Annotated in this window: 12 protein-coding genes; 2 read left to right on the top strand and 10 right to left on the bottom strand. The window is 73.3% G+C overall.

The window, feature by feature from the left end:
• Positions 1-129: 129 nt before the first annotated feature.
• The 5 genes from FBY41_RS23955 to ppk2 form a co-directional block, all read right to left on the bottom strand.
• On the bottom strand, positions 130-261 hold the full coding sequence (locus FBY41_RS23955; RefSeq protein ID WP_260439705.1) for a hypothetical protein: 132 nt from the start codon (positions 259-261) through the stop codon (positions 130-132).
• 74 nt (positions 262-335) lie between these two features.
• On the bottom strand, positions 336-623 hold the full coding sequence (locus tag FBY41_RS11475; RefSeq protein ID WP_141844398.1) for a WhiB family transcriptional regulator: 288 nt from the start codon (positions 621-623) through the stop codon (positions 336-338).
• A gap of 274 nt (positions 624-897) precedes the next feature.
• Positions 898-1,158, bottom strand: a complete 261-nt coding sequence (locus FBY41_RS11470) for a hypothetical protein (protein ID WP_141844397.1) — start codon at positions 1,156-1,158, stop codon at positions 898-900.
• Positions 1,159-1,298: 140 nt separating this feature from the next.
• The gene (locus tag FBY41_RS11465; protein WP_375869877.1) at positions 1,299-3,422 is read right to left on the bottom strand and encodes an ATP-dependent DNA helicase UvrD2; all 2,124 of its coding nucleotides are present in this window, start codon (positions 3,420-3,422) and stop codon (positions 1,299-1,301) included.
• Positions 3,423-3,445: 23 nt separating this feature from the next.
• Positions 3,446-4,252, bottom strand: coding sequence for a polyphosphate kinase 2 (ppk2, locus tag FBY41_RS11460; RefSeq protein ID WP_141845089.1), 807 nt, complete (start codon positions 4,250-4,252; stop codon positions 3,446-3,448).
• A 137-nt stretch (positions 4,253-4,389) separates the two neighbouring features.
• On the opposite strand from ppk2, the gene FBY41_RS11455 reads away from it, so the two are divergent.
• Entirely contained in the window at positions 4,390-4,680 is a 291-nt protein-coding gene (locus FBY41_RS11455; protein ID WP_141844395.1) for a mycoredoxin, read from the top strand.
• 24 nt (positions 4,681-4,704) lie between these two features.
• Here the strand turns inward: FBY41_RS11455 and nudC are convergent, their stop codons facing one another.
• The gene (nudC, locus tag FBY41_RS11450; protein WP_260439704.1) at positions 4,705-5,712 is read right to left on the bottom strand and encodes an NAD(+) diphosphatase; all 1,008 of its coding nucleotides are present in this window, start codon (positions 5,710-5,712) and stop codon (positions 4,705-4,707) included.
• 85 nt (positions 5,713-5,797) lie between these two features.
• On the opposite strand from nudC, the gene FBY41_RS11445 reads away from it, so the two are divergent.
• Positions 5,798-7,237 (top strand): phosphotransferase, encoded by a 1,440-nt coding sequence (locus tag FBY41_RS11445; RefSeq protein ID WP_141844394.1) that lies wholly within the window; start codon positions 5,798-5,800, stop codon positions 7,235-7,237.
• Positions 7,238-7,334: 97 nt separating this feature from the next.
• On the opposite strand, the gene FBY41_RS11440 is transcribed toward FBY41_RS11445, so the two are convergent.
• The 4 genes from FBY41_RS11440 to FBY41_RS11425 all read right to left on the bottom strand — a co-directional run bounded on the left by FBY41_RS11440 (position 7,335) and on the right by FBY41_RS11425 (position 17,019).
• Positions 7,335-10,826, bottom strand: coding sequence for an ATP-dependent helicase (locus FBY41_RS11440; RefSeq protein ID WP_141844393.1), 3,492 nt, complete (start codon positions 10,824-10,826; stop codon positions 7,335-7,337).
• On the bottom strand, positions 10,823-14,080 hold the full coding sequence (locus FBY41_RS11435; protein ID WP_141844392.1) for an ATP-dependent helicase: 3,258 nt from the start codon (positions 14,078-14,080) through the stop codon (positions 10,823-10,825). The genes FBY41_RS11440 and FBY41_RS11435 overlap by 4 nt, the downstream gene beginning before the upstream one ends.
• A 246-nt stretch (positions 14,081-14,326) precedes the next feature.
• The gene (gene katG / locus FBY41_RS11430) at positions 14,327-16,510 is read right to left on the bottom strand and encodes a catalase/peroxidase HPI (protein ID WP_221629295.1); all 2,184 of its coding nucleotides are present in this window, start codon (positions 16,508-16,510) and stop codon (positions 14,327-14,329) included.
• An 80-nt stretch (positions 16,511-16,590) separates the two neighbouring features.
• Positions 16,591-17,019 (bottom strand): Fur family transcriptional regulator, encoded by a 429-nt coding sequence (locus FBY41_RS11425; protein ID WP_141844390.1) that lies wholly within the window; start codon positions 17,017-17,019, stop codon positions 16,591-16,593.
• Between the last annotated feature and the right edge of the window lie 166 nt (positions 17,020-17,185).

Below are 17,185 nucleotides of genomic sequence, written 5' to 3'. Positions count from 1 at the left end.
ATTATGCGCCGAGGTCAGCAGCGGCGCGCGAAGCCGCCCGGGCACGCAAAACCGCGGGTGACGTGCGCGTCACCCGCGGCTTGCTCACTCGATTCGGTTGTCCTGCAGGGGCCCCGTCGGGGCGGTCCTTCACTTCTCGTGGCGTCGACTGGCGCGGATCTCCTGCGCGATCAGCCGGGCGCTGCGACGGATGCCGCGGCGTTCCTGGCGCTGACTGCGCTCGTTGATCCGGTCGCGAGCCAGCATCTCGAGCTGGTTCATGACGATCTCCTGATCTCTGGAATGGGTTGGTGTCGGGGGCCGGTGGCGTCTGGACCATGCGTGGTCGGGCGGGGTCAAGCGGCCACAGGGTGCTTGCGGGGACGGCCTCGCGGCCGCTTGCGGGCGACGACGGCGCCCTGGACGAGGAGTTGACCTCCCCAGACGCCCCAGGGCTCCTGGCGCTCGAGGGCGCCGGCGAGGCACTGGAGCCGCGCGGGGCAGAGACCGCAGAGGGTCTTGGCGAACTCCACGTCCTCGGGTCGCTCGGCGAACCAGAGCTCCGCGTCGTAGTCGCGACACGGGATGGTCTCGCCCAGCGCCTGCGCCTCCGTCCCGAGGTCGAGCATCTCGCTGAGTGGCATGGTCACCTCCGTCTCCGGGGCCCCGGTCACGGGGGCCGCCTGTTCACTCGTTCCTGGCTTGGTCCGAAGGCCGGCACCGGAGGTGCGGGTCTCGGTCCGGCTGCTCGGCATGCGAGGAGTCATGTCTTGTCCCTGATCTGTCTGGCACCGGTCGGTGCTCTGGTGGCGGTGCTGCTGGTCTGTCTTCGTTGAGCGGCAGGTGTCCGGAGACAACAGAAAGGCCGCGGACCCGGTGATGTCGGGTTCGCGGCCTGGGAGGTGAGGCTCGGTCTGGTCAGACCGGTGGCCTCCCGGAGCGGGAGCGAACGACATCGGGGGTCTTGTACGTCGGGGCGATGGCGCGGACATCGACAGAGACCTGCCCCTTGACGAGGGCGCCGAAGCCGACGACACGGTCACCCGTGTGGGCGGCAACGGACAGGGTGGTCCCCTGGTCCATGAGGAACGCGACGGCAAGGCGAACCGGGCCGGCGATACGCGGACGCACGGAAAGCACGCAGGTCACTGCGTTCATCGTCATCGTGGTGTTGTCCATCAGACCGGCCCTCCTCACTTCTGCTCGCGCTCCCCAACTGGCCACCTGAGCCATTGGGCTTGACGTCGTCAAGGGTACGCGGGGCCCTCGCGGGCGAACAACTGAATTAGCGAACTTTTCCGAACTTTTTTCAGCGAAGCTCAAGAATCGGTGGATTCCCTTGCGGCAGAGGCCTTTTCGAGGAGCTCCTCGGGGTCTGCCCCCTGGAGGATGGCGAGGACATCGGCGCCGTACTGCTCGAGCTTGCGCAGGCCGACACCGCTGATCGTCGAGAGCGCACCCTGGTCTGCCGGCTCCGACTCGGCGATCGCCGTCAGCGTCGCGTCGGTGAAGACGACGAATGCCGGCACGCTGGCCTCGCGGGCCACGGCCAGCCGCCACGCACGCAGCCGCTCGAACGTCGCCTCGTCGTAGGTCGGCGGACACGTGTCACACCGCCCCGTCTTGCGCTGCGCCGCGGTGACGAGCTCGGCACCACACCCACGGCAGTGCGCGATGCGGGCCACCTTGGGCCCGCTCCTGCGGCCGCCACCCGATCGCGGCGCCTGCTCCGGACGGGCCCCCTGCCCGAGGATGCCCGCCGCGGGCGCGAGGAAGCGCGAGACACGACGCGTCGAGCGGGCCCCGGGCGTGCGCGCCCCGGACCACGAGATGTGGAGGCGGCGGCGGGCCCGGGTGAGGCCGACGTAGAGCAGCCGCCGCTCCTCCTCGACCGCCTCGGGGCCTTCGGCCATCGAGATCGGGATGAGGCCGTCGGAGGCGCCGACGAGGAAGACGACGTCCCACTCGAGGCCCTTGGCGGCGTGGAGGCTCGCCAACGTCACGCCCTGCACCGCCGGCGCGTGCTGCTCGGACGCGCGCCGCTCGAGCTCCGCGACGAGCTCGGCCAGCCGCGCGTCGGGCGACGTCGCCGCCAGGTCGTCGGCGAGGGTCGCGAGCGCGGTCAGCGACTCCCAGCGCTCGCGCGTCGCGCCGCCACCGGCCGGCGGGTCGTGGCTCCACCCCGCGCCGGTGATGACGTCGCGGGCGAGCTCGCCGAGCGGCTTGGTGCCGTCGTCGCTGCGAGCGGCCCCACGCAGCAGCAGGATCGCGTCGCGCACCTCCTTGCGGGCGAAGAAGCGGTCGCCGCCGCGCACGAGGTAGGGCACGCCCGCGTCGCTGAGCGCGTTCTCGTGCGCCTCCGACTGGGCGTTCGTGCGGAAGAGGATGGCGATCTGCGACGGCGGCGTGCCCTCGTCGACGAGCTGACGCACCCGTGCCGCGACGGCCGCCGCCTCTGCCGGGTCGTCGGGGTGCGACTCGAGCACCGGCTCCGGACCCGGCTCGCCCTGGGCCAGCAGCCGCACCGCCCCGTCACGAGCGGCCTGCGTTCCGGCGGCCACGATGGTGTTCGCGAGCGCGACGATCTGGGGCGAGGAGCGGTAGTTGCGCACGAGCCGCACGACGTGCGCTCCCGGGAAGCGCTGGGGGAAGCCGACGAGGTGGCGGGGGCTGGCGCCGGTGAAGGAGTAGATCGTCTGCGCCGGGTCGCCGACGACGCAGAGGTCGTTGCGCTCGCCGAGCCAGAGCTCGAGCAGGCGCTGCTGGAGGTCGTTGACGTCCTGGTACTCGTCGACGACGAACTGGCGGTACTGCCCCCGCACGGCCCGGGCGATGTCGTCGCGCTCGTCGAGGATGCCGACGGTGAGCAGGAGGACGTCCTCGAAGTCGATGACACCGCGGCGCTGCTTCACCTCCTCGTACGCCTCGAACAGGCGGGCCATCGCCGTGAGGTCGACTCCCGGGGGCTCCCGGCGCGCCGTGCGCGCTCGGGCGGCATACGACTGCGGCGTGAGGAGGTTGACCTTCGCCCACTCGATCTCGGCGGCGAGGTCGCGGATCGCCGTGCGGTCGAACTGCATGCGCAGGCGGCTCGCAGCCTCGGCGACCGCGGCGGCCTTGTGGCTCATCACCTCGGGAGCGGCCCCGCCGACCGCCTGGGGCCAGAAGTAGTGGAGCTGGCGCAGGGCGGCCGCGTGGAAGGTGCGTGCCTGCACGCCCTGCACCCCGAGGCCGCGCAGCCGGGTGCGCATCTCGCCCGCGGCGCGGGCGGTGAAGGTGAGGGCCAGCACCCGCTGCGGCTGCTGCGCGCCGGAGTGGACGGCATACGCGATGCGGTGCGTGATGGCGCGGGTCTTGCCCGTGCCGGCGCCCGCGAGGATGCACAGTGGGCCGGGCGGCGCGAGCGCGACCTCACGCTGCTCGGGGTCGAGACCGGCCAGGATGTCGTCGGCCGTGGGGACTGCGCTCAGGACGGATCACCCTTGGCGAGTCGCATGACGTCGGCCGCGTGGTCGTGCACGTAGTTCTGGTCGTCCTGCGGGGGGCGCTCGTAGCCCCGCGGAGCCGGGCGCTCGGGGATGGGCGGCACCTGGGCCTCCATCGGCTCGTGCGGGATGGAGGTCAGCAGGTGGTTCATGACGTTGACCCGCGAGCGCCGCTTGTCCTCGGACTCGACGACGTGCCACGGCGCCCATTCGGTGCTCGTCGCGTCCATCATGATGTCCTTCGCCTCGGAGTAGTCCTCCCACCGGGTGATCGACTCGAGGTCCATCGGCGAGAGCTTCCACTGGCGCATGGGGTCCTTGGCGCGCGAACGGAAGCGACGCTCCTGCTCGACGTCGGAGACGCTGAACCAGTACTTGCGCAGGATGATGCCGTCGTCGACGAGCATCCTCTCGAAGACCGGCGCCTGCTCGAGGAAGAGGGAGTACTGCTCGTCGGTGCAGAAGCCCATGACCCGCTCGACGCCGGCGCGGTTGTACCAGGACCGGTCGAAGAGCACCATCTCGCCGGCCGCCGGCAGGTGGGCGATGTAGCGCTGGAAGTACCACTCGGTCTTCTCGCGGTCGGTCGGCGCCGGGAGCGCCGCGATGCGGGCGACGCGGGGGCTGAGGTACTCGGTGATCCGCTTGATCGCCGAGCCCTTGCCGGCCGCGTCACGCCCCTCGAAGACGACGACGACCCGCTGACCGGTCGCCCGCACCCATTCCTGGAAGGAGACGAGGTCGGCCTGGAGCCGTCGCACCTCGGCGTTGTAGACCTCGAGGTCCATCTTCTTGGGTCGCTTTGCGGCGACGTCCGTCTTGCTGGGTCGCTTTGCACCGTGGCGGGCCATGGGCTCATCCTTGCATCGAGAGCCGACCACGCGACGGGACCTGTCCACGTCGTCCACAGATCCGAGGAAATCGCATGCCCGACGCGACGCCTGGCGCAACCCAGAGCCCCGACCTCACCCCCGACGCGGGCTCGGTCACGATGTTCACGACGTCGTGGTGCGGCTACTGCCGCCGTCTCAAGTCGCAGCTCGACCGTGAGGGCATCCTCTTCACCGAGATCGACATCGAGGCCAGTCCGGAGCACGTCGACTTCGTCGAAGGCGTCAACGACGGCAACCGGACGGTGCCGACCGTCGTCTTCCCCGACGGGTCGGCCGCGACGAACCCCTCCGTCGCCGAGGTGCAGGCCCGCCTCAGCGCCTGATCCTCCGGTGTCCGCGTCGACGCCTCAGCGGTCGACCACCGACGGGCCGGCGACCGACTCGACGGTCGCGCCGAGCCAGTGCTCGATGATGCGCTTGGCGATCGAGATGCCGCTCGGTGTGCGGATCTCGTTGCTGGACAACAGTTCTCGGTACTCCTCGCGCGTCACCCAGCGAGCCTCGGCGATCTCGGCCGGGTCGGGGCGCAGCTCGGACTCCGAGGTGGTCGCGGCGTAGCCGACCATGAGCGAGGAGGGGAAGGGCCACGGCTGGTTGCCGAGGAAGCGGGCGTCGTCGATGTGGATGCCGACCTCCTCCGCGACCTCGCGAGCGACCGCCGCCTCGAAGGACTCGCCCGGCTCGACGAAGCCCGCGAGCACCGAGAAGCGTCCTTCCGGCCAGTGCGCGCCGCGCCCGAGCAGCAGCCGGTCGTGGGGGTCGATGACCGACATGATGACGGCGGGGTCGGTGCGGGGGTAGTGCTCGCTGCCGTCACGCACGCACCGCCGCACCCAGCCGGCCTGGGTCGGCTCGGTCTCGGCGCCGCAGCGCGGGCAGTGCCGGTGGGTCGCGTGCCAGTTGGCGAGCGCGAGCGCCGTCGTGAAGAGCCCGGCGTCGCGCGCGCCGAGTGCCTCGCCCGCCTGTCGTAGGGTCAGCCACGTCTCGGCGTCGCCAGGCTCGTCGGCGCCGGCCTTCGGCACGGGTTCGGGCGCTGGCGTCGACGACACGACGCCGAGGTATGCCGTGCCGTCCGGTCCGCGGCCCAGGTGCAGCCCCAGCCCGGCGCGGTCGGCCTCGACCGGCGCGCGGAGGTGAAGGGCGAGGTCGTCCCCGTCGGCCCCGGACCCGACGCGCAGTCGCTCACCGCGCAGCTCGACCACCCGGGTCGAGGGGTCGGCGAGCAGGTCTTCGACGACCGAGGGGCGGGTCCGTTCGTGCGCCACGCGGTCGAGGCCGCCGCGTGCCAGCGCGAGGTCGCGCAGCCGGTCGTCCTGCGGGTCGGGGCTCGTGGTCCGTGGAGGAGTCAGGGGCACTCTCCCCACCTTAGGTGCCGGGCACCCCGCCCCGACGGGGGCTCGCCTCCCACGCTCGGCCCGCCCCGCGGCATACCGTGGTCGTGTGAGTCGCAGCCCGCTCGTCCTCGCCGCCCTGGCGAGCTCCGCCGTGCCGGGGCTCGACCCGGTCTCGGTCGAGGGGGTTCGGGTCACGCCCGGCGACCTCTTCGAGGTCGCCTACGTGCAGGACAGCCAGGACCGGCGATGGGTCGTCAAGGCACCGCGCACCGCGGCTGCCGGGGCCATGCTCGACGACATCGCTGCGCTCTCGGGACTGCTCGGGCGACGGCTTGACGTGGCGATGCCGATGGTGCGCGGTCACGCGCCCGTGGCGGAGGGTCGCGCCGCCGTCTACCTGCGGGTGCCGGGGCGGCCGCTCGACTTCTCGGCCCTGCCTCCGGGGCCGCTCGCCGAGGCGGTGGGTCGCACGCTGGCCCACATCCACAACGTCGAGCTGCTGCTCTTCGAGGAGGCGGGGCGGCCCACGTACGACGCGGAGGCGCATCGACGCCGTCAGCTCTCCGAGCTCGACCGCGCGGCGGCCACCGGCCATGTGCCCACCGACCTGCTGACCCGCTGGGAACGCATGCTCGAGGACGTGTCGCTGTGGCGCTTCGCCCCGAGCCCGGTGCACGGCGCGTTCACCGGCGACAACGTGCTCGCCTCCTTCGACGACGAGCAGGACGCCGGCAGCGGCCACGTGCGCGGGGTGCTCGCATGGGAGGAGTCGCGCGTCGGTGACCCGGCCGACGACTTCGCCGACCTCGTGGCCCGCGCCGGGCCCGACACGCTCGACTCGGTGCTCGAGAGCTACGCCAGGTCGCGCGTCGAGCGACCCGACGGCGCCCTCGTTGCGCGAGCGCGGCTGGCCGCGGAGATGACGCCCCTGCGAACCCTCCTGCGCGCGCTCTCGAGCGGCGATCTCGTCCTCGTGGAACGCACCGCCGGTCGTCTGCGCACGCTCGCCGACCGCCTCGAGCAGGACGACGAGCGGCACGCGCGCGAGGACGCCGCGCGCAGCGAGCGCTCGCGGCGCGCCGGTGAGCAGGCTGCGCTCGCCAGCGCCCTCGACCCGGACGACCCCGAGGCGCCGCCCGCGCCCGAGTGGGACGCCACCGCGCCGCACCACCCCTTCCCGATGCTCGCCGAGACCCAGGCGGTCGCCATGGCCGGACTGCTGGGCGACGAGAGCGACGCCACTGGGCGGAAGGCCTTGCGCGGCGACGCCGTCGACGATCCCGCCGTGCCCTCCGGGGCCGCATTCGATAGCGTCGGTGAGACGCCGCCCGCCGACAGCTCTGCGGTTCCCTTCGTCGCGTCGGGCGACAGCACGGCGACCTTCGAGATCGACGAGGTGGAGGCGTTGCCCGGTGAGGACGACGGGCTGCTCGACCTCCACGAGGGGGCATCGGAGTTCGTGCCCGTCGAGCACCAGCCCCACGCGCACGGGCCTCGGGTCGCAGACCCGCCCGCCACCGAAGCCGCACCCGACTCAGCCCGCTGACGACGCCCCCCCCCCGGCCACTCGAGGGCCGCGCGACCTCACCTGCACCACCACTCGAGCGCATGTCGACGAGGCCACTCGCGAAGAGGTCTTGGCGCTACTGCGGCAGAGTGCGCAGCAGGTCGACCAGCTCGGTCTCGCCGGGCAGGTCGGGACGGACGGTGACACCCTCGGCGGCGTAGTAGAACGCGGCGTCGACGAGCGCGGGGTCGACGCCCCGGAGCCGGGCGAACGCGACGGCGTAGGCGCCCAGCTGCAGGGCCCGCACCCTCGCGTCGTGGCCCGTGGGGCGGGCACCGGTCTTCCAGTCGACGACCGTCCACCCGCCGTCGTCGCGGGCAAAGACGGCGTCGACCCGGCCGCGCACCGCGATGGCGTCGATGACCGTCTCGATGGAGAGCTCAATCTCCTCGGGGATCCGACCGGCCCACTCGCTTGCGAGGAAGTGCTCCTTCATGACCTCGAGGCTGGTGTCGTCGGAGGCGCCCTCGTCGGCGCTTCCGGGCAGGTCGAGCAGGTCGACCATGGCCGCTCGCGAGTAGTGCTCCTCGACCCAGGCATGGAAGGCCGTGCCCTGCCGCGCGGCGACGGCAGGGGCGCTCGGCATCGGGCGGCGCAGGTTCATCGCAAAGGCCTCTGCGTCTCGCGCGAGCGACACGACGGCCGACGCCGACAGGTGGCGTGGCACGTCGACGACGGGCTCACCGCGCGACTGGCGCGCCGCCTGCTCGGCGAGCAGGAGCCGGAGGTCATCGAGGCGGGGATCACCCTGCGGGGGCAGGTCTCCCGAGCGAACCGCCTCGGCGAGCCGGTCGGCGACGCCGCTGAGAGCCGCACGGCGGTGGGCCATCGGGTCGTGCGGCCACGCAGCCGCCACCGGGTCGACGAGGTGCGGGTTGGTCGGCGCGACGGCGCGGCCCTTGGCGTCCTGCACGGGGTCCGGTGCCGGGTGCCACACCTGCTGGGTCGCGGCGGCGCCCAGTGCCTCGCGGATCTCGAGGAGGAAGCGGCTCGGCACCGACAGCGTCTTCTTCGTGGCACCCCACACATGCGTGGTGAGGAGCACGTCGTTGCGCGCGCGGGTGACCGCGACATACGCCAACCGGCGCTCCTCGGCCACGGCATGGCGCCCGCCCTCGAGCCCGAACTCGTCGATGGCCGCTCCGAGGTGCTTGCGGTCGGGAACACTGCGCCAGTCGAGGTGCGGCAGACCGTCGCGGTCGCCGCGCAGGTCGTAGGGCAGCGAGTCGAGCCCGACGAGCCAGCCCTTGTCCCTGGGGGTGCCCGAGCAGGCGTACTCGACCTGCTCGGACCCCTCGACGGGTGCCACGGACGTCGAGGCGTGGTCGGGGAAGGCGCCCTCCACGAGCGCGGGGATCGCGACGACGTCCCACTCGAGCCCCTTCGAGGCGTGGACCGTGAGGACCTGCACAGCGTCGGCGTCGGACTCGGTGTGGCCGGCGTCGAGCCCTCGCTCCTGCTCCCGCGCCGCCTCGAGCCAGGCGAGGAAGCCGCTGAGGGTGGGTCGGTCGGCGCTCGTCGCGTAGCGGGCCGCGACGTCGGCGAACGCGTCGAGGTGCACCCGGGCCGTCGAGGCGGTGTGCTCGTGGCGCGCCAGCACCTCGATGTCGAGCCCGAGCGCCACCTCCGCCTCGGCGACGAGGTCGACGAGCGGCAGCGCGGTGAGCCGACGAAGCCGGCGCACGACCTCGGCGAGCGCGTGGAGACGGCGCAGCCCCTCGCCGCTGAGGCGAGCACCGTCGCGGGCCACCCAGCCGGGTCGCGGCAGCTCGTCGAGCGCCTCGACGAGCGTCGCCGTGTCGGCGCTGTCGGCCGCGAGGTCACTCCCCCGACGGTCGTCGTCGGACCGCTCGCTGTCGGCATCCTCCGCCCCACCGGACGCGAGGTCGGCGCCCTCCACCGTCGGGAGAACCCCTGCGATGGAGGCCGTCTCGCGCTCTGCCGTCGCGTCCGTCGCCTCCGGCACGCCCGCCGCGCCTGTCGCGCCCGTCGCCTCCGGGGAGCCAGCAGCGCGTGGCGGCCGGCCGTGCAGGTCGCGCGCCCAGGCCCAGAGGCCGGCGAGGTCGGCGGCGCCGAGGCGCACGACGGGCCCGGTGAGCAGGCGCATGAGCTGGTCGCCCCGGGTGGGGTCCTGCACGACCCACAGCGCCGCGACGAGGTCGCTGACCTCGGGTGTCACGAGCAGGCCGCCGAGCCCGACGACCTCGACCGGCAGGTCTGCGGCGCGCAGGGCCTCGATGACGAGCGGGAAGGACGACCGGCGTCGACAGAGCACCGCCGCCGACCGACCGGTGCGGCGGCCGCTCGGCGAGCGCCACCGCGCGGCGACCCAGGCGGCGACGTGCGCCGCCTCGGCCTCCGCGGACTCGAGCCGGTCGATGGTGACGGTGCCGGGCCCGGCACCGGGCCGCGCCACCAGTGGCTGCACGTGGGCCGTCGCCAGAGGCCGGGCCGTCACGTTCGCCGCCGCGAGGATGAGCTCGTCGTTGCGCCAGCTCGTCGAGAGCGGCAGCACGTCGGCAGGACCCCCTCGACCCGCGAACTCGGTCGGGAAGCGTAGCAGCGTCGTGGCACTCGCCCCCCGCCAGCCGTAGATCGACTGGTTGGGGTCGCCGACGGCCGTCAGGGCGACCGCCGGGTCGTGGAAGAGGCTGCGCAACAGGGTCAGCTGCGCCTCGGACGTGTCCTGGAACTCGTCGAGGAGAACGGCGGTGAACCGGTCGCGTTCGATCGCCCCGACCTGCGGGATCGTCGCGGCAAGACGCGCCGCGAGGGCGATCTGGTCGGCGAAGTCGAGCGACTCGCGCGCCCGTTTGAGGTCGAGGAAGGCCTCGACGATCGGCAGGACGAGGCGGCGCTCGCGGAGCACCCCGAGCACCTCCTTGGCCGGCGTCAGGCTCCCGCGGCCGTCACCGTCGGGCAGCGCGTCGAGGCGGGCGAGCACGTCGTCGAGGTGCGCCATCACCTCGGCCGGGGTGCGCACGTGCTCGGCCATCTCGCCCGCGAGCGACATGACCGCGTCGATGATGTTGCCCTCGGACCGGGACATGCCGTCCATCGGGCCGTCCCACCGCGACACCGCCTCGGCAGCCAGCTGCCACGCACCGGCCTCGGTGAGGACGCGGAACTCCGGCTCGATGCCGACCCGGAGGGCGTGCTCCCGCACGAGGCGGCCGGCATACGAGTGATAGGTGGAGACCGTCGGCGTGCCACCGAGGACCTCGGCGCCGGTGCCGTCGTCGGCCGGGGGCGTCCAGAGGCCGGCACGCTCGAGGCCACGCAGACGCTTGCCGATGCGGGCGGACAGCTCCGCGGCCGCCTTGCGGGTGAAGGTGAGGCCGAGCACCTGGTCGGGCGTCACCAGCTCGTTGGCGACGAGCCACACGACCCGGGCCGCCATCGTCTCGGTCTTGCCCGAGCCAGCGCCGGCGACGACGAGGAGCGGGCCCGGCCCCGCCTCGATGACGGCGGCCTGCTCCGGCGTCGGGGGCGGCAGCTCGAGGGCGCCCGCGATGTCGCGGGCGGAGTGGCGCACCGCGGTGGGCGCGTGGTCGAGGGTCTCGGTCACAGCGCGTCGCCCTCGGGCTGGACCGGGCAGGACGATCGCACCGGGCACGTGCGACAGGTGCCCTGCGACGCCGTGAAGGTCGCAGCCCCCATGCCCTCGGCGGTGGCCTCGACGAGCACCCGGGCCCACGTCGGGTCGGCGGCGGCGCTGACCGGCTCCTGGGTCATGACGGCGGGCTGGAGCCCCGAGAGCCCACCCTTGCCGATGAAGACGAGCGCCGCGCCCGCGCTGTGCTCCCCGAGCTCCGGGAAGCCGCCCTCCTCGACGGCCACCTGGTAGGCGCCGAGCTGCCCGTGCTCGGCGAGATCGGCCCTCGTCGGCTTGCTCGTGCCCGTCTTGAGGTCGACGATGCGCAGTCCCCCGTCACGGTCGCGCTCGATGCGGTCGACGCGCCCGCCGACCACGGCCCGCCCGACGCGCACCCGGAAGTCGACCTCGACCCCGACGCGCTCGCGCTCGCGCTCGGCGGCGTCGCGGTAGTTGACGAAGCGGGCCACCATGTCGTGGGCCTCGAGACGGGTGCGGTCGGTGACCCAGCCGGGCGCCAGGCCGAGGCGGCCCCATCGCGCCTCGACCTCGGCGTCGAGCTGCTCGCGCGTGGCATCGGGCTGCTCGGCGACGATGTCGTGCACGAACGTGCCGACCGAGGCCGCGCCGAGCTGCACCCCCTCGCCGCCGACCGCCGTGAGGAACCAGCGCAGGCCGCACTCGTTGAAGTAGGTCACCTTGGACGGAGACACCGGCACGGGCTCGTCGGCAGAACGCACGGGGTGGTCGGTCGTCACGTCGCGCAGGGCCCACCAGGTCGCCGGGTCGGCTCCGCGCACGCCCTCGCGCGCCGCGGCTGCGAGAAGGGCGAGGGCGGGCTCGGCCACCCCGGGGTCGGGGCTGGTGACCTCGCGGCGCAGCTCGCCGACCAGACCGGGCAGAGTCATGGTGCGCGCGACGTCGCTGTGGGGACGCACCTCGTCGGCCAGACGGGTCTGGGCCGGCGGGTCGACGAGGTCGAGGTAGACCGACGGCTGCTCGTCCTCGTTGCCGACGGCGGTGACGAGGAGCCGCTCCGTCGCCCGCGTGACAGCGACGAGGAAGAGGCGCGTCTCGTCGTAGCGGACCGCTGCCTGGGCGGCACGGAAGCCGAGCGGCCGCCCGGCGACGACGTCGACGAGGTCCTCGGAGCCGAGCACCGACCCGCGCAGGCGCAGGTCGGGCCAGACCCCTTCCTGCACGCCGGCGACGACGACGATGCGCCACTGACGACCGGCTGCGGTCTGCGGCGTGACGAGCGAGACCCGGCCACCCGACTGCCCGCCGACGAGCAGGGTGTCGCCAGGCACGTCCTGGCCCTGGATGTGCTCGAGGAACGTGTCGGGCCCGGCTGTCGGCAGACGGTCGACGAACGCACCGGCGGCGTCGAAGAGTGCGAGCACGGCGTCGAGGTCGCGGTCGGCCCGCTCTCCCGCCCCGCCACCAGCCAGGGCGGTCCGTCGCCACCCCTCCGCGACCCCGGCACCCTGCCAGATCGCCCACAGCACCGACTCCGCGTCGACCCCCGCGGCCCAGCGCCCGTCGTCGCCGAGCCGAGCCGCAGCCGCTCCCGCCGCGAGCGCCGACGCCACCCGTGCGGCCGGGCGTGCAGCCGGCCCGAGCAGGGCCGCGCGAGGGGCGTTGAGGAGCAGCTCGGCGAGCAGCTCGTCGCTCGATCGCCCTCCGCCCGAAGCGAGCTCGTCCTGGCGCAGCATCCGCCGCAACCGACGCAGGCCCACCGTGTCGGATCCACCGATGGGCGAGAGGACGAGATCGGCCGCACGAGCGGCGTCGATGACGTGCTCCTCGCCCCTTCGCTCCGCGCGCGCCACCCCGATGCTCTCCTCGAGGAGGTGGAGCAGCGGCCGCACCGCGCTCTCGTCGCGTACGGGCGTCTCCGCGCTGCCGGCCTGCACAGGGACACCGGCCTGCCCGAGGAGGCGGCGCATGGTGTCGGCGCGCGCCGACCCGCGCACGACGACCGCCATGTCGGTCCACGGCACGCCCTCGACGAGGTGGGCTCGCCTCAGCAGGGCCGCGACGTGGGCGGTCTCCTGCGCCGCGGAGCGCAGGAGGGCGACCTCGACGGAGCTGCGCCCGGTCTGCGCCACGACCGGCGCCAGGCGTCGCTGCTCACCGCCGCCGAGCGCGCCGATGCGTCTCGAGACCCGGTCGGCGACCGCGACGAGCTCCGGTCCGAGCCGGTGGCTGCGGTCGAGCACGATGGTCTCGCTCCCCCGGTGAGCCGACCGACCGACCGGGACGTCGGGCTCGATGAAGTCGAGCAGGGTCGGTTCGTCGCCCGAGGCGTACGGGCTGCGGACGACCTCGCCGAGCTCGCTCCACCCGCTCGCGAGGAACCGCGGGTCGGCGCCACGGAAGGTCTGGACAGCGACGTCGGGGTCACCGAGCAGGACGACGCGGGGGCCGCTGCGGGCGACGACGCGCAGCAGGCGAGCGGCTGCCGACGTCAGCTCCTGGGCCTCGTCGACCACCACGAGACCGATGCGCTCGTGCAACCGGTCGAGGGCGCCGGGGTCGTCGGCGAGCAGCTCGGCAGCGGCCGTGAGCACCCATGCGGGGTCGTAGGAGCCGTGCCGGCTGAACGAGGTGACCTGGTCGTACTCGCGCAGCACCTGCGCCGCCGCCACCCACTCCGGACGGTCGTGCTCCGCGCCGAGGCGGGCGAGGTCGTCGGGCCCGAGGCCGTGCTCGACGGTGCGCATGAGAAGGTCGCGCAGCTCGTTGCGGAAGCCCCGCGTGCGCAGCGCCTCACCGAGACCCTCGGGCCACTGCGGCCCGGGCACCTCACCCGAGGCGTGCCCGGCGAGCAGGTCGCGGAGGATGACATCCTGCTCGGGCCCGTTGAGCAGCCGCGGCGGGGGCTCACCGCGCAGCGCCGCCTCGGCGCGCAGCACCCCGAAGCCGAACGCCTGCCACGTGCGCGCCAGCGACTCCGTCGAGGTGCCCCCGAGGCGCGCGGTGACCTGCTGACGCAGCTCGGCCGCGGCACTGCGGCTCGAGGTGAGCACGAGGCACGCGTCGGCCCGCAGGCCGTGACGCTGCACAGCATCGACGGCGAGCTCGACGGCGAGGGTGGACTTGCCGCTGCCCGGGCCGCCGAGCACCCGAAGCACGCGGGCGCCGGAGTCGAGCGCGGCCTGCTGCCGCTCGTCGAGCCGCACCGTCGCCGGGGCGGCGGCCGGAGCACGACGAAGGATGACCACCGGAGGATTCCATCACGCCACTCCGACACCCGCGCGCCCGCCGACGCGGTATGCCGCGCGCACCCGTGGCGTGGCCACGCGCACCGATGCGGTATGCCGCACGCCCGGGCACGCGGTGGGCCGCACCCCTCGCGTGCCCGCTCGCACGCTCGGGAGCGGGGAGGTGACACCCCAGCAGCGTGGCGGGCACGCGAAGGGCCCGGGACGGCATGCGCCGTCCCGGGCCCCACGACCTGCGTCAGGTGGTCACTTGACGTCGAAGCGGTCGGCCTCCATGACCTGCGTCCAGGCGGCGACGAAGTCGCGGACGAACTTCTCGCCAGCGTCATCGCTCGCGTAGACCTCGGCGAGGGCGCGCAGCTCGGAGTTGGAGCCGAAGAGCAGGTCGACGCGGCTGCCGGTCCACGTCTGCTCGCCCGCCGCGTTGGTGGCCGTGAACTCGTCGGCGGCCTCGCTCGTCGGGGTCCACGTCGTGCCGAGCTCGAGCAGGTTGACGAAGAAGTCGTTCGTCAGCGTGCCCGGGCGGTCGGTGAGGACGCCGGTGCTGGAACCGCCGGTGTTGGCGCCGAGCACGCGCAGCCCGCCTACGAGGACCGTCATCTGCGGAGCCGACAGGCCGAGCAGGTTCGCGCGGTCGACGAGGAGGTACTCCGCGGGCACCCGACCCGGCTTGCCGAGGTAGTTGCGGAAGCCGTCGTGCTTCGGCTCGAGGTAGCCGAACGACTCGACATCGGTCTGCTCCTGCGACGCGTCGACACGGCCCGGGCGGAAGGGCACCTCGACGGTGATCCCGCCTGCCGCAGCGGCCCGCTCGACCGCGACGTTGCCGCCGAGGACGATGAGGTCGGCGAGCGACACGGTGCGCCCACCTCGGCCGTTGACGTCGGACTGGATGCCCTCGAGGACCCGGAGGACGGATGCGAGCTCGGCCGGGTCGTTGACGTCCCAGCCGTTCTGCGGGGCGAGGCGCACCCGGGCCCCGTTGGCGCCGCCGCGCTTGTCGCTGCTGCGGAAGGTCGCGGCCGAGGCCCACGCCGCCTTGACGAGCTGGCTCGTCGTGAGACCGGAGTCGGCGATGGCCTGCTTGAGGGCGGTGACGTCGTCGGCAGTGACCGGCTCGCCGGAGGCGGCGGGCAGAGGGTCCTGCCAGAGCAGCTCCTCCTGCGGCACCTCGGGGCCGAGGTAGCGCTCGACCGGGCCCATGTCGCGGTGGGTCAGCTTGAACCACGCGCGGGCGAAGGCGTCGGCGAACTCCTCGGGGTTCTCGTGGAACCGGCGCGAGATCTGCTCGTAGGCCGGGTCGAAGCGCAGCGACAGGTCGGTCGTCAGCATCGTCGGGAGGCGCTTCGGGCCACCCTCGTCGGGCGCCGGGATGATGGCCTCGGCGTCCTTGGCGACCCACTGGTTCGCGCCGGCCGGGCTCGCGGAGAGCTCCCACTCGTAGCCGAAGAGCATGTCGAAGAAGCCGTTGTCCCACTGGGTCGGCGTGGGTGTCCACGTGACCTCGATGCCGGAGGTGATGGCGTCCTTGCCCTTGCCGGTGCCGTACGTGTTGATCCAGCCCAGGCCCTGCGCCTCGAGCGGGGCCGCCTCGGGCTCGGGGCCGACGTTGACGAGCGGGTCGGCTGCGCCGTGCGTCTTGCCGAACGTGTGGCCACCGGCGATGAGGGCGACGGTCTCCTCGTCGTTCATCGCCATGCGGGCGAAGGTCTCACGGATGTCGCGGGCCGCGGCGATCGGGTCGGGGTTGCCGTTGGGCCCCTCGGGGTTGACGTAGATGAGGCCCATCTGGACCGCGGCGAGCGGGTTCTCGAGGTCGCGGTCGCCCGTGTAGCGCTCGTCGCCGAGCCACTCGGCCTCGGAGCCCCAGTACACGTCGTCGTCCGGCTCCCAGACGTCCTCGCGGCCACCGCCAAAGCCGAAGGTCTTGAAGCCCATCGTCTCGAGGGCCACGTTGCCGGTGAGGACCATGAGGTCAGCCCACGAGAGCTTCTGGCCGTACTTCTTCTTGACCGGCCACAGCAGGCGGCGGGCCTTGTCGAGGTTGCCGTTGTCGGGCCACGAGTTGAGCGGGGCGAAGCGCTGCTGCCCGGCGCCCGCGCCGCCGCGGCCGTCCTGCACGCGGTAGGTGCCGGCGCTGTGCCACGCCATGCGGATCATGAAGGGGCCGTAGTGGCCGAAGTCGGCCGGCCACCAGTCCTGCGAGTCGGTCAGCACGGCCGCGATGTCCGACTTCACCGCGGCGAGGTCGAGGCTGTTGAAGGCCGCGGCGTAGTCGAAGTCGTCACCGAGCGGGTTCGCGACCGCGGGGTTCTTGGCGAGCACCTTGAGGTTGAGCCGGTTCGGCCACCACTCGTCGTTGCTCGTGCCCCCCGGTCGGGTCGCCCGGTCGTGCGCGACAGGGCACTTGGCGGCCTCCGGCTCGTTCATCTCGCCGACTTCGGCGTCAGGCTTGGCGGTGTGCTGCTGCTCAGACACGGGGACGATCCTTCTCTTTCGGGGTGGGCATTTCAGGAAGCGGCGTCAGTGGCACACGGGGGACAGAGCCCCCAGTACGTCACCTCGGCCTGGTCGATCAGGAATCCGTGGCCGTCGGACGCGTCGAGGCACGGGGCCTCGCCGACCGCGCAGTCCACGTCGGCGATGACACCGCACGAACGGCATACGACGTGGTGGTGGTTGTCTCCGACGCGCACCTCGTAGCGGGCGACGGAGCCGGTGGGCTGGATGCGGCGCACGAGACCGGCATCGGTCAGGGCTCGCAGGACGTCGTAGACCGCCTGGTGCGACACGTCTCCGGCGACCTCACGGACACGGCGGATGATCGTGTCGGTGTCGGTGTGCGGGTGGTCGCCGAGCACCGTCAGCACGGCCACGCGGGGGCGCGTCACGCGCAGCCCCGAGCGGCGCAGCGCCACTTCGATGTCCGACTCGACCACGCCCCCGAGTCTGGCCCGTAATCTGGAGCGAATCAAGTCTCAATGTGAGACGGCGTCGGCCTCCCGCGCGCACCGCGCGCCGGACGCGAACCGTGCCGGCGCGGTGGCGGCGACACTATGCTGGCGCGCACGTCCGGGACCGGCCCGGCGACCCGGCACGACGGAG

Origin of the sequence: Humibacillus xanthopallidus, from assembly GCF_006716675.1 — a bacterium.
Lineage (GTDB): Bacteria > Actinomycetota > Actinomycetes > Actinomycetales > Dermatophilaceae > Humibacillus > Humibacillus xanthopallidus_B.
The sequence above is the reverse complement of the archived record's forward strand: the minus strand, read 5'-3'. Positions and strand labels throughout refer to the sequence as shown.